Genomic DNA, 12,822 nt, shown 5'->3' with positions numbered 1-12,822 from the left:
ACAAATTACGAGGTACGAAATAAAAGTAATTTTAAGTTTTATGGTTTATATAGTGTTAATACTTAATTTTGCACAACCATAAACAATAAACTCAAAACCATAAACATTTAGAATGTACGAAAAAACATTTCCAAATAAACGATTCAAACATACTTTAGAATTTTTACAAAAACACGTTGCTACTTCCGAAACGATATTTGATTTAGGGGTGCCTAATCCTTTTTCCAAAATCATGGAAGAAAATGGATATACTGTAAAAAATACTACTGGAGAAGATCTAGACAACAATCCAACTGCTTTACAAACAGAAGATTATTCGGTTTTTACTGCCTTTGAAATATTCGAACATTTATTAAATCCGTATACCATTTTGCAAAATGTAAAATGTGATAAATTACTAATTTCCATTCCGTTGCGCTTGTGGTTTTCTCCGGCTTATCGCAGTAAAACGGATATGTGGGACAGGCATTACCATGAATTTGAAGATTGGCAATTGGATTGGCTTTTAGAAAAAACAGGGTGGAAAATAACAGCAAGGGAAAAATTTACCCATCCGGTTAAAAAAATTGGTTTCCGACCATTGTTACGCTATTTCACACCGCGATATTATATTATTTACGCTGAAAAAGTAAAATAAATGAAATTTCACATCGTAATACCTTCCCACAACGAAGAAGATTTTATTGCCCTTACTTTACAATCGTTAGTAGAACAAACCGTTTTACCAAATAAAATTGTAGTAGTTAATGACAATTCTACCGATAAAACTGCTGCTATTGTTTTGGAATTTGCAGCAAAATATTCCTTTATTTCTTTGGTAAATAAAACTTCCAATGCGATTCATTTACCAGGAAGCAAGGTAATTCAGGCCTTTCAAAAAGGATTAGAAACTTTAGATGAAAATTATGATTTCCTAGTAAAAGCGGATGCCGATTTAATTTTCCCTGCTAATTATTTTGAGACTATAATTTCCCATTTTCAATCGGATGAAAAAATTGGAATGGCAGGCGGATTTGCTTACATCGAAAAAAACGGCGAATTTATTTTAGAAAATCTAACCGATAAGGACCATATTCGAGGGGCATTTAAAGCCTACAGAAAAGAAACTTTTAAACAAATTGGAGGTCTAAAACCTGCTATGGGTTGGGACACAGTAGATGAATTGCTTTGCAAATTTTATAATTGGAAAGTTGTTACCGACTCTTCATTAAAAGTAAAACACTTAAAACCAACTGGTGCCAATTACAATAAAACGGCCCGCTACAAACAAGGGGAAGCCTTTTATTCTCTAGGATATGGTTTTTGGATAACTGCAATTGCATCGGCTAAATTGGCAATGATGAAGAAAAAACCATTGCTGTTTTTAGATTATATTAAAGGTTTCTGGATGGCTAAATTAGCCAAAAAACCATTATTAGTTACCGAAGAACAAGCGCAATTTATTAGAAATTATCGCCTAACAAAAATGAAGGAAAAATTGTTTTAGAAAACCGTAATTTCCGTAAAAACAAAATCTTAAATCCCAACAAAATAGAGTATTTTTGCAATGGAATATTCTTAATTAGAATATAATTAAATGAAACTATAATAAATGATGCTTCTTCGTTATATATCGCAAATTGGAAAGTACTTTTTGATGATCAAAGAAGTATTTAATAAACCCACCAAATGGTCTGTAATGCGTGGATTAATTTTTAAGGAAATTGATGATTTAATCATTGGTTCCTTAGGAATTGTAGCATTTATTTCGTTCTTCGTTGGAGGAGTTGTTTCTATACAAACCGCATTAAACTTAAACAACCCGTTAATTCCGAGAGAAATAATTGGCTTTGCAACTAGAGAGTCCATTATATTAGAATTTGCTCCTACCTTTATCTCTATAATAATGGCTGGTAAAATGGGCTCATTCATTACTTCTAGCATTGGAACGATGCGAGTAACTGAACAAATTGATGCCTTAGAAGTTATGGGGGTTAATTCCTTAAATTATTTAGTTTTTCCTAAAATTATCGCTTCCCTTTTGTATCCATTTATTATTGGTATTGCTATGTTTCTTGGCATACTAGGTGGCTGGATGGCTGGTGTTTATGGAGGATTCGTTTCTAGTAATGAATTTGTTGCTGGAATTCAAACCAATTTTATTCCGTATCACATTACCTATGCTGTAATTAAAACTATAATTTTTGCATTATTTCTTTCCACAATACCTTCTTTTCATGGATACTATATGAAAGGCGGCGCATTGGAAGTTGGTAAAGCCAGTACTGTTGCTTTCGTTTGGACGAGTGTGGTAATCATCTTGGTAAATTATATTTTAACCCAATTATTATTAGCCTAATGATAGAAGTAAAAAATATAGAAAAATCGTTTGACGGTGTTAAAATTCTGAAAGGGATAAGCACTACTTTCGAAACTGGAAAAACCAACTTAATTATTGGGCAAAGTGGCTCTGGAAAAACAGTTTTATTAAAATCATTATTGGGGATTTTCACGCCAGAAGTTGGAACCATCTCATTTGATGGACGAATTTACTCGGAATTGTCTGCAGATGAAAAAAGAGCATTACGAACCGAAATTGGAATGGTTTTTCAAGGAAGTGCCTTGTTTGACAGTATGACTGTTGAAGAAAACGTAGGTTTTCCATTAAAAATGTTTACTGAAAAAACACCTGCAGAAATAAAAGAACGAGTTAACTTTGTTATTCAAAGAGTTAACTTAGTTAATGCCAATCATAAAATGCCTTCTGAAATTTCTGGAGGAATGCAAAAACGAGTTGCTATAGCACGGGCAATTGTGAACAATCCAAAATATCTTTTTTGTGACGAACCTAACTCAGGATTGGATCCGAAAACTGCAATTTTAATTGACAATTTAATTCAAGAAATCACCGAAGAATACAATATCACTACGGTTATAAATACCCACGATATGAATTCGGTAATGGAAATAGGTCAAAAAATCATATTCATAAAAGAAGGAGTTTTAGCTTGGGAAGGAACAAAAAAAGACATCTTTAAGACCGATAATGAAGCAATTGTAGATTTTGTTTACTCGTCTAATTTGTTTAAAAAAATTAGAAAAGCACAAAATAAGGAGTTGTAATTAACATTAGAAAAAGGTATTAGACTAAAATTACAGCTTCTGAAAATGTATTTAGAAGTATAAGAAAAATTGATTTTTCTTCACAGATTATGTAATCTTTTTGCACAATCCCTAAGTTTTAAAATCACTACTGGATCCTCCAAAAAACCATTTATATAAAAAAAACTTCAACATTTCTGTTGAAGTTTTTTGTGGGCGATATTGATTTATCTTCGAACCAAATGTTATATTTTCTTGAATTTTTTATTAAGGAAATGTCATAAAAAAAACTCCAACATTTCTGTTGAAGTCTTTTGTGGGCGATGAGGGGTTCGAACCCCCGACCCCCTCGGTGTAAACGAGGTGCTCTGAACCAGCTGAGCTAATCGCCCGATAAGGTTAAATTATCAGTAAAAGGATAAAAGTGGTGGGCGATGAGGGGTTCGAACCCCCGACCCCCTCGGTGTAAACGAGGTGCTCTGAACCAGCTGAGCTAATCGCCCTTTTATCATGATTTAAGATTTCTGCTTAATCAGGGTGCAAATATAAGGCTTATTTTTAATTCTGCAACTATTTTTCACAAAACTTCTGCTACTACAAAGGTGCTCCCTCCAATATAAACAAAGTCGTTTTTACCAGCTTTATTCATAGCTGTTTGATAAGCATTTGAAACAGAATTATATACTTTTCCGTTGAGTTGAAAATTGGCAGCTTTTTGTTGTAAGATTTCAGCATCAAGACCACGTGGAATATTAGGTTTACAGAAATAATAATGCGCATTTTTAGGAAACAAAGGCAAAATTTCGTCTAAATCCTTGTCATTAACCACTCCCAAAACGAAATGTAATTCATCAAATTTCTCTTTTTGTATTTGATTTGAAACTATTTTTAAACCGTGCGAATTGTGAGCCGTATCACAAATTACTTTTGGATCCGATTTTAGTTGCTGCCATCTACCCTGCAAACCCGTATTGCCAATAACATTTAAAAATCCGTTTTGGATATTTTCTTCTGTTATTGCAAAATTACCTTGCATTTGTAAAACAAGAATGGTTTGTATAGCCGTCTTTTTATTTGAAATTTGATAATCGCCTAATAGCGCGGAAGGATAATTTTCTTTTATTAGATCGGAAGCAAAAAATAATTCCGAATGAGTTTCTTTAGCTTTAGCTACAAAGACTTCTCTGGTTTCTGAAGTATATTCACCTATCACCACAGGAATGTCCATTTTAATAATTCCAGCTTTTTCCATAGCTATACTTTGTAAAGTATTTCCAAGAAATTGGGTATGATCTTTTGCTATATTGGTAATCACCGAAACCAATGGCGTAATAATATTAGTGGCGTCTAGCCTCCCTCCCATTCCAACTTCAATAATATTGATGTCGGTTTTTTCTTTTGCAAAATATTCGAAAGCCAATCCAACAGTCATTTCAAAAAAACTAAGTTCGTTTGCTTCAAAAAAGGATTTATTATTTGCTACAAATTCGCACACAAACTCTTCTGATATTTCTTCGCCATTTATTTTAATACGCTCCCTAAAGTCTTTTAAATGCGGTGATGTATACAAACCTACTCTATAACCAGCTTCTTGCAAAACAGAGGCTAGTAAGTGAGAGGTAGAACCTTTTCCGTTGGTTCCGGCAACGTGAATATATTTTAAATCTTTTTCTGGATGATTTAAGTATTCAGAAAGCAAAAGTGTATTGGTTAAATCTTCTTTATAGGCCGATGCTCCTTGCAGCTGAAAGACAGGAAGTTGCTTAAATAACCAATTTGTGGTTTCTTGATAGTTCATTATTATTAGAAATAAAAATTCGAAAACAAAATATTTTTACAATTTTGTAGTTTACTATAGTATTAGAATTTATCTTTAGTGCAAATTTGAGATTAATTTTAATAACTAAATCAAAAATATAAATATATGATTAATTTTTTTCTACAAGCACAAAACGATACAATTGCTAAAGCTGCAGGCGTGGTAATTGAAGGCACCGTAAAAACAAATGAAATATCGGTTTTAGGATTTATTTTAAAAGGAGGGTTTTTCCTTATTCCAATTGCGCTTTTATTGTTTTATACGTTTTATTTGATAATTGAACGCTATTTATATATTCATAAACGTGCCAAAATGGATCCTAATTTAATTCGGGACATTAGAGATAACTTAAACTCTGGTAATTTAGACGGAGCAGTTTCTATTGCAGAACGAAACGGAACCGCCTCTGGATATGTACTTCGCGAAGGAATATTAACTATTGGAAGACCAATTGCTGAAATTGAATCGAATATGGAGCGTGCTGCTAATATAGAAATTGGCGGAATGGAACGTAAATTAGGTCAATTAGGTTTAATTGCTGGTATCGCTCCAACTTTTGGATTTATTGGAACAATTTCGGGGGTTATTAAAATTTTCTATAGCATTTCTCAAACCGAAGATATTAGCATTGGAAATATTTCTGGTGGATTATACGAAAAAATGATTAGCTCTGGAGCTGGGCTTGTGGTAGGAATTATTGCTTACTCAGCATACCACTTATTCAACGGAAGAATTGATAGTTTTGCTTTAAGTATTCAAAAACAAGTGTTAGATTTTGTTAATATAATTCAACGACCAAATGGTAAAACGAAATAAACGATTTCATGCTGAAGTAGCTACTTCTTCTTTGAGTGATATCATGTTTTTCTTGCTTTTGTTTTTCTTGATAATATCTACATTAGCAAATCCGAATGTGATTAAAATGACGTTACCAAAATCAAAAACCAATGAGAAAACGAATAAGCAACTCATTAGTTTATCGGTAACGGAAGACAAACGATTTTATTTAGATAAAGATGAAGTTCCTTTTGATCAATTAGAAACTACTTTGCTATCTAAAATGGGAACTTCCAAAGACCAAACTGTTGTGGTTAGAATTCCTTTTAACCTTCAGGTTCAAGATTTGGTAGACGTATTGCAAATTGGCGTGAAGAACAAATTAAAGTTTGTTATTGCTACAAATAACAAAAATTAATTATTTAGTTATAAATTAAACAAGATTGCCTCCAAAAAGCTAGACACTATTTGGGGGTTTTTTTGTGGTGAAAAATCCAATAAGATTATGCGTTTAAACTTGAATGCATAAAAACAAGTAAATAGAAAAAAATAATGGATATCTAGAAAGTCCTTTCCGAAGGTGAATCTAAAAAAAATGAATTTAATTCAAAATTTTGGTTGTATTTTCTTCGATAAACACTTAAAAAAACAAAAAAACAATATTTAACACAATAATAATTTTACTAATTGGAATTATATAACATTTTTATATAAATTTGTAATAACAAGCTTAAGATTTTTTATTAGAGAATATAAAATTAAGAAACTACTATATGGATTTAAAAGTATATAGGAATATAAAAAAAATCAGGGAATTGAAGAATTTCACAAGAGAATATGTTTCCTGTGAATTAGGAATGAGCACAAGTGGCTATGGAAAAATTGAACGCGGAGAAGTAGATTTAACTGTAACCAAAATCATTAGACTTGCTGCAATTTTAGAAGTATCGGTAAGCTTTATTTTTAACTTTAATATTAATGATATTTTTGAAGAAACAAAAAAATCAAAATCACATAAATAACTAACGTTTGTTTTTTAAAAAACAATATTTATAGGTAAGTACTAATTAAATTAGAATTTTAATTGGTTTTTAAACCCCAAATTAAAAACAAAAATGATTAATCTAAAAATTAAACAAATTAGAGAACGTAATAATTTCACTAAAGAATATATTGCAATTCAAATGGAAATCACTGTAAAAAAATATGATGAAATTGAAAAAGGTAAAGTAGATCTAAAAATCTCAAAACTCAAACGATTGTCCGAAATTTTCGGCGTTGAAAGAAGTTATTTTTTTTAGACTTATTACTAAAAAAGTATAATTATTACAAATGTTTCATCTTCAGCACGCAACCTAAAGATTCTAATACCAACACATAATGGGTATTAGTAACTTCTTTAATAACAGCATTATGGCTTGTAAAAGGGCCTTTATCTATTTTTATTGTCTCACCTACTTTATAGGGTAGTATATCAATACTATTATTTTCACCACCATCAAGCCATTGCTTAATAATATTGATTTCTTCGTCTTTTACAACGGCATGTTTACCCAACCAAAATAAATAACGAATTACTCCTGGAGAATCAAAAACAGAATTTCTTTCTTTTTCAGAAACTTGCACAAACACATAATGATTAAATAAAGGAACTATCACCTTTTTTTTTCGGTCTGACCATTGTTGGATTTTAACAATTGTTGGACAATAGCAAGTAACCCCTAATGCGTTTAGTTGTTCGGCAACTTTTTTTTCCCATTTTGGTTTAGTGTATAAAACTTGCCAATTCATATTTTAAATTTAATTAATTAATGTTTTATAATCTGGAATTTTTTTTAGTTTATTCTTAATTAATTGACAACAAACAGAATTAGAAGTGACATCTATATAAATATTTATTTTCAATTTAAAAGAAGACACAGTTGCTTCAATATTAATCTTCACAAACTAAACCAACAACTTTATCGGTTTATTAATATGCAAATATAGAATAAAATTAATTTTTAGAAAAGCAAATCCTCTTTTTACTGAGAATCCATAATTCCTTATTAAGACTTTTTTACCACCTTTTATTCATTATACTTATTATATATACAATACTTTTGTTGTCGATGTTATGCAAAATTTAAGCATAAATTAATAATAACATTTCAATAATAAAATAAAAAGAGACTATTTTATAAAAAAGTAGTTATCCTACTATTTAAAATTTCATTAAATTGGATAGCATTTCTGTGACTAACCATGGGGAACCCATGTAATTTAAGAAAAACAATGAAAATTGAACAACAATGGACAGAAGAAATAAAATCAAATGATTCTCTTTTTTCTATAAATTTTAAGGAAGTCTGGCAGTATAGAGACTTATTAATGATGTTAGTAAAAAAAGAGTATATTACATTTTATAAACAAACTATACTTGGCCCAATTTGGTTTTTTGTTCAACCAATTTTAACTACTTTGATTTATGTTTTATTGTTTGGTCAAATTGCAAAATTATCAACAGACGGTAGTCCGCAAATAGCATTTTACTTATCGGGTATTACACTTTGGAATTACTTTTCGGAATCGTTGACTAGAACAGCATCTGTTTTTAAGGACAATGCTGCAGTTATGGGAAAAGTGTATTTTCCAAGGTTAATCATGCCTCTTTCCATTGTGGTGTCTGGATTGATGAAGTTTGCCATACAATTTGCACTTTTTATTTGTGTAATTTTATATTTTACTTTTGTAAAAGGTTTAATTCATCCAAATGTTTGGATATTAGCCACCCCTTTTCTATTACTGTTAATGGCTTGCTTTTCTTTAGGAATGGGAATGATTTTCTCTTCATTAACAACTAAATACAAAGATTTAGTTTTTCTATTAACCTTTGGAATACAACTTTTAATGTATGCCAGTCCGGTAGTATATTCTGTATCCTCCATTCCAGAAAAATACAAATGGATACTTATATCTAATCCGTTAACAGGAATATTTGAATGCTTTAGATATGGATTCTTAGGCACAGGAAGTTTTGAACCCTATAGTTTAATAATGAGTACAGTAGTTACTTTAATAATTTTAGCTATTGGAGTCCTTATTTTTAATAAGGTAGAAAAAAGTTTTATGGATACCGTTTAAGATCGTATTTAATTATATCCAACATTATTAAATATAATAATTCAATGAAAAACCTAGCAATAAAAGCCGAAAATATATCTAAGCAATACCGTTTAGGGGAAGTTGGAACAGGCACCTTAAGTCATGATTTAAACCGTTTTTGGCATAAAATAAGAGGAAACGAAGATCCCTATTTGCGTATAGGCGAAGCCAACGACCGAGCTACTAAAGGAGAAAGCGATTATGTTTGGTCTTTGCGGGATATCAATTTTGAGATTGAACAAGGAGATGCGGTAGGCATTATTGGAAGAAATGGTGCAGGAAAGAGTACTTTATTAAAATTATTGAGTAAAGTTACAAAACCCACTACCGGAAGCTTTAAAGTAAATGGGCGAATTGCTTCTTTACTAGAGGTTGGAACCGGATTCAATCCTGAAATGACAGGTCGAGAAAATATTTATCTTAATGGTGCAATCCTTGGGATGCGTCGCCATGAAATTACTCGTAAATTAGATGAAATAATTGAATTTAGTGGCGTAGACCGATATATAGATACTCCAGTAAAACGGTATTCTTCTGGAATGTATGTTCGCTTGGCATTTGCTGTAGCAGCTCATTTAGAAAGTGAAATCTTGATTGTAGATGAAGTATTAGCCGTAGGTGATGCAGAATTTCAAAAGAAATGTTTGGGAAAAATGGGTGACATCTCTAAGGGAGAGGGAAGAACGGTTCTATTTGTAAGTCATAATATGGCGGCGGTAAAGAGCCTGTGTAACAATGGTATTGTTTTAAATAATGGACAATTAAACTTTATAGGTTCAATTCAAAATGCAGTTGAAGAATATTCTCAATTAGGACAAAGGTCATTAAACATAAACTTATTAAATAGAAAAGATAGAATTGGAACTGGATTAATAAAATTCAGTGATGTTAAATTTTATGATTTAAAAAACAAAGAATTAAATACTTTATCCACAGGGATGAGTGCTATGATAAAATTTTATTTCAATAATAATATAATATTTGGAACTGAAAAAAAAATACGATTTGATGTAGGGGTATTCGATGAAACCGAAAATAGAATTTTTCAATTATCTACATTTTATCAAAAAGAAGAGTTCTTGATTAATAGTGAAAAAACCCATTTTACAATTTATATCCCAAAGTTAAATTTACTAGAAGGAAATTATATACTAACAATATATTCTAAAATTGACGAGGATGAAGCAGATTGGATACAAAATGCATTTAGTTTTTATGTGGATAGTGGCGATTATTATGGGTTTGGACGCGTAATGCCAAAAGGATTTGGAAAAATTGCTACAGAACATTTAATTGAGTTAAAATAAACTATGATAAATGTAGATGTTTTGGGAAGAATGGGAAATCAAATGTTTCAATATGCCTTTGCATTGAACACAGCAGAGAAATTAAAAACCAACTTCTTTATCATTCCAACAGAAAAATTTGAACTAACCAAATATTTTAAGTTGGATTTTTCAACAAGATTATGCTATAATAAATTAGCATTTTATTTATATAAAATAATTGCTTTAAGAATATATAAAGAAAAATATATTCTGCAAATAAATCATACAACTGTTGAATTAAAAAACAACTTTAGGTACAAAGGTTTTTTTCAATCTGAAAATTATTTTACAGAATCTAAAAATAAAATTAAAAAGAATTTTATACTTAAAAAAAAATGGACAGATAAGTTTACAAAAGAATATAAAAATCTATTAGAAAATAAGTATATCGTAATGCATTTTAGGAGAACCGACTATCAAACCTATGGATATGAATCAATAGGGGGAGAAAACATGTGCTTGCCAATGAAATATTATGATAATTGCTTAAATTTAATAGAAAATTTAAATGAATATATAATTGTTTGTGTAAGCGACGACATAAAATTTGTAAAAGAGTATTATAAAGATAGACCAAATTATCAATTTTATAATAATGAACAAATAATTGATTTTCAACTAATATTGAAAGCTAACATAGCTATTTTAGCAAATAGTTCCTTTTCATGGTGGGCAGGCTATCTTAATGAAACCAGCAATAAAATTATTTACACTCCAAAATATTGGTTAGGATTCAAGATAAACAAAGAATTTCCAGTAAACATAACAAATAAAGAATTTACACCTGTCAATGTTAATTAAAACATTGGAAACTACCTTCTATAAAACAAGTTACTCTATTATTAAAATGATATCAAAAATTAAATATTTATACAAAAAAATAGTCAAAGACCCTTTTAAAAATTTTGAGTTAAATACTATTATTTTATCGCAAACTAAAGAATTAGAATGGGCACATATCTATCATGATAGCATAAGAGGTAAAGAATGGTTAGAAAAATTGCCATTAAATGTTGGAAGATGGGCGGGAAACTATTCTTTTTTTTATGTACTAAATCGAATTTTGGCTGATTACAAACCAAATCGAATTCTTGATTTAGGACTTGGAGAATCATCGAAATTTGTTTCCACCTATTTAGAAAACTATCTATTGCATTCGACGCATGTTATTGTTGAACAAGACGAAGTTTGGTTAAAACAATTTGAAAATAGATTCGAGTTATGTAACCGTTCTTCAATAATACATTGCCCATTGGAAAAAGTTATTATTAAAGACTTTGAGAGTAATTCGTATAAGAATATAAATGATAAAATTAAAGAAAAATTCGATTTATATATTGTTGACGGACCCTTCGGAAGTGATCGTTATTCTAGATACGACATATTAAATTTTGTTGAAAGATTTGAAGAAAATGAAGAATTCATTATTATGATGGACGACACCAATCGGCTGGGAGAACAAGATACATTGAAAGATATTATAATTTGTTTGAAGAAAAAAAACATAAATTATTTTTTAGGAAATTACGTTGGAAATAAATCATTAACAATAATTGCAACCACTAAATATAAATTTGTTACATCATTGTAGATATGAAATCTGATTTAGCGCCTATTATTTTATTTGTCTATAACCGCCCATGGCATACTGAAAAAACTCTAGAAGCTTTAATGGCAAATAAACTTTCTAATGAAAGTGTTTTGTATATTTATGCAGATGGACCCAAATTAAATGCTTCTTTTGATGCTGTTAATCAGATAAATAAAGTAAGGGAAATTATAAGACAAGAGAAATGGTGTAAAGAAGTTACTATCATGGAACGGAAGGAGAATATTGGTCTAGCGCAAAATATTATTACTGGAGTAACAGAAATTATTAAAAAGCATGGAAATGCAATAGTTTTAGAAGATGATATCGTGACTTCGGTTGGTTTTTTAAAATACATGAATGATTCATTGGCATTTTACAAAAACAACGAAAAGGTGATGCATATTTCTGGATATATGTACCCACATAAAGAACAATTGCCGGAGACCTTTTTTTTTAATGTGCCTTTATGTTGGGGATGGGCAACATGGGAAAGAGCATGGAATAGTTTTAATCCCGATGCTAAATATTTATGGGATGAAATTCATAGAAAAAATATTGTCTTAAAATTAGATAAATTCGGCAGTAAATTTCTAAGCAGCCAATTAGCTCATAATGTATCTGGAGATATAAATACTTGGTTTATCAAGTGGCATGCATCCGTTTTATTGAAAGAAGGTTTTACATTATACCCAAGTATCTCTCTTGTTGACAATATTGGATTTGATAGAAGCGGAGTTCATAATGGTGAGAATAAAAATTTTAAAAATTTTCTTTTATCCGATACTATCGAAATTGAAAATATAGAATTAACCGAAGATAGTAACGCTGAAATAATTATTAAAAGTTTTTATAAAAACTATGTAAACAAAAAAAAATATAGTTTTAAAAACAATGTAAGAACTATTTTAAAAAAAATAATTCTTACTTTATTTCCAGGATATAAAAAATGAAATCGTATTATTATCCATTAAGCTAATCTATACAAAAATTATTTATCTTACATTAAATATTGCATCGCACTTTAAGATAAACTCTTCAATTAATAATTATTATTTCAACCCTTTGAATTGCATTAACAAATA

At 29.9% G+C, this 12,822-nt stretch carries 15 protein-coding genes and 2 tRNA genes; 13 read left to right on the top strand and 4 right to left on the bottom strand.

Features of this window, described 5'->3' with window-relative positions; genetic code table 11:
- Positions 1–112: 112 nt before the first annotated feature.
- From ACIQ2J_RS02495 to ACIQ2J_RS02480, 4 genes are all read left to right on the top strand, one after another.
- A complete protein-coding gene (locus ACIQ2J_RS02495) occupies positions 113–637 on the top strand; it encodes a methyltransferase (RefSeq protein WP_396166286.1) in 525 nt (174 codons plus the stop codon).
- Positions 638–1,486, top strand: coding sequence for a glycosyltransferase (locus ACIQ2J_RS02490; RefSeq protein WP_396166284.1), 849 nt, complete (start codon positions 638–640; stop codon positions 1,484–1,486).
- A gap of 105 nt (positions 1,487–1,591) precedes the next feature.
- On the top strand, positions 1,592–2,338 hold the full coding sequence (locus ACIQ2J_RS02485; RefSeq protein ID WP_396166281.1) for an MlaE family ABC transporter permease: 747 nt from the start codon (positions 1,592–1,594) through the stop codon (positions 2,336–2,338).
- Entirely contained in the window at positions 2,338–3,102 is a 765-nt protein-coding gene (locus ACIQ2J_RS02480) for an ABC transporter ATP-binding protein (protein ID WP_396166278.1), read from the top strand. The genes ACIQ2J_RS02485 and ACIQ2J_RS02480 overlap by 1 nt, the downstream gene beginning before the upstream one ends.
- Before the next feature lie 296 nt (positions 3,103–3,398).
- Here ACIQ2J_RS02480 and ACIQ2J_RS02475 read toward each other — a convergent pair.
- From ACIQ2J_RS02475 to ACIQ2J_RS02465, 3 genes are all read right to left on the bottom strand, one after another.
- A tRNA-Val gene (locus ACIQ2J_RS02475) sits at positions 3,399–3,473 on the bottom strand.
- 33 nt (positions 3,474–3,506) lie between these two features.
- Positions 3,507–3,584: transfer RNA gene (locus ACIQ2J_RS02470), tRNA-Val, on the bottom strand.
- Between the two features lie 74 nt (positions 3,585–3,658).
- Positions 3,659–4,879, bottom strand: coding sequence for a bifunctional folylpolyglutamate synthase/dihydrofolate synthase (locus ACIQ2J_RS02465; protein ID WP_396166275.1), 1,221 nt, complete (start codon positions 4,877–4,879; stop codon positions 3,659–3,661).
- A 126-nt stretch (positions 4,880–5,005) separates the two neighbouring features.
- Between ACIQ2J_RS02465 and ACIQ2J_RS02460 the strand changes: the two genes are divergently transcribed.
- From ACIQ2J_RS02460 to ACIQ2J_RS02445, 4 genes are all read left to right on the top strand, one after another.
- Entirely contained in the window at positions 5,006–5,716 is a 711-nt protein-coding gene (locus ACIQ2J_RS02460; RefSeq protein WP_396166272.1) for a MotA/TolQ/ExbB proton channel family protein, read from the top strand.
- Positions 5,700–6,095 (top strand): ExbD/TolR family protein, encoded by a 396-nt coding sequence (locus tag ACIQ2J_RS02455; protein ID WP_396166269.1) that lies wholly within the window; start codon positions 5,700–5,702, stop codon positions 6,093–6,095. Before ACIQ2J_RS02460 ends, ACIQ2J_RS02455 begins: the two co-directional genes overlap by 17 nt.
- 355 nt (positions 6,096–6,450) lie before the next feature.
- A complete protein-coding gene (locus ACIQ2J_RS02450) occupies positions 6,451–6,699 on the top strand; it encodes a helix-turn-helix domain-containing protein (RefSeq protein WP_396166267.1) in 249 nt (82 codons plus the stop codon).
- 93 nt (positions 6,700–6,792) lie between these two features.
- Positions 6,793–6,978 (top strand): helix-turn-helix domain-containing protein, encoded by a 186-nt coding sequence (locus tag ACIQ2J_RS02445; protein ID WP_396166264.1) that lies wholly within the window; start codon positions 6,793–6,795, stop codon positions 6,976–6,978.
- A gap of 25 nt (positions 6,979–7,003) precedes the next feature.
- Here the strand turns inward: ACIQ2J_RS02445 and ACIQ2J_RS02440 are convergent, their stop codons facing one another.
- A complete protein-coding gene (locus ACIQ2J_RS02440) occupies positions 7,004–7,468 on the bottom strand; it encodes a UpxY family transcription antiterminator (protein WP_396166261.1) in 465 nt (154 codons plus the stop codon).
- A 483-nt stretch (positions 7,469–7,951) separates the two neighbouring features.
- On the opposite strand from ACIQ2J_RS02440, the gene ACIQ2J_RS02435 reads away from it, so the two are divergent.
- Genes ACIQ2J_RS02435 through ACIQ2J_RS02415 form a run of 5 tightly spaced genes read left to right on the top strand, consistent with a single transcriptional unit; the run spans position 7,952 to position 12,690 of the window.
- Entirely contained in the window at positions 7,952–8,800 is an 849-nt protein-coding gene (locus ACIQ2J_RS02435) for an ABC transporter permease (protein ID WP_396166259.1), read from the top strand.
- 44 nt (positions 8,801–8,844) lie between these two features.
- Positions 8,845–10,128 (top strand): ABC transporter ATP-binding protein, encoded by a 1,284-nt coding sequence (locus ACIQ2J_RS02430; protein ID WP_396166257.1) that lies wholly within the window; start codon positions 8,845–8,847, stop codon positions 10,126–10,128.
- 3 nt (positions 10,129–10,131) lie between these two features.
- Positions 10,132–10,950 carry an alpha-1,2-fucosyltransferase gene (locus ACIQ2J_RS02425; RefSeq protein ID WP_396166255.1) on the top strand — a complete coding sequence of 273 codons (819 nt, stop codon included), beginning with the start codon at positions 10,132–10,134 and terminating at the stop codon, positions 10,948–10,950.
- A gap of 46 nt (positions 10,951–10,996) precedes the next feature.
- Positions 10,997–11,740, top strand: coding sequence for a hypothetical protein (locus tag ACIQ2J_RS02420; RefSeq protein ID WP_396166253.1), 744 nt, complete (start codon positions 10,997–10,999; stop codon positions 11,738–11,740).
- A 2-nt stretch (positions 11,741–11,742) separates the two neighbouring features.
- Positions 11,743–12,690, top strand: coding sequence for a hypothetical protein (locus ACIQ2J_RS02415; RefSeq protein WP_396166251.1), 948 nt, complete (start codon positions 11,743–11,745; stop codon positions 12,688–12,690).
- The last annotated feature ends 132 nt before the right edge of the window (positions 12,691–12,822 follow it).

Origin of the sequence: Flavobacterium sp., assembly GCF_044357305.1 — a bacterium.
Classification (GTDB): Bacteria; Bacteroidota; Bacteroidia; order Flavobacteriales; family Flavobacteriaceae; genus Flavobacterium.
Note: the sequence above shows the minus strand (reverse complement) of the source record. Positions and strands in the feature narration are given on the sequence as shown.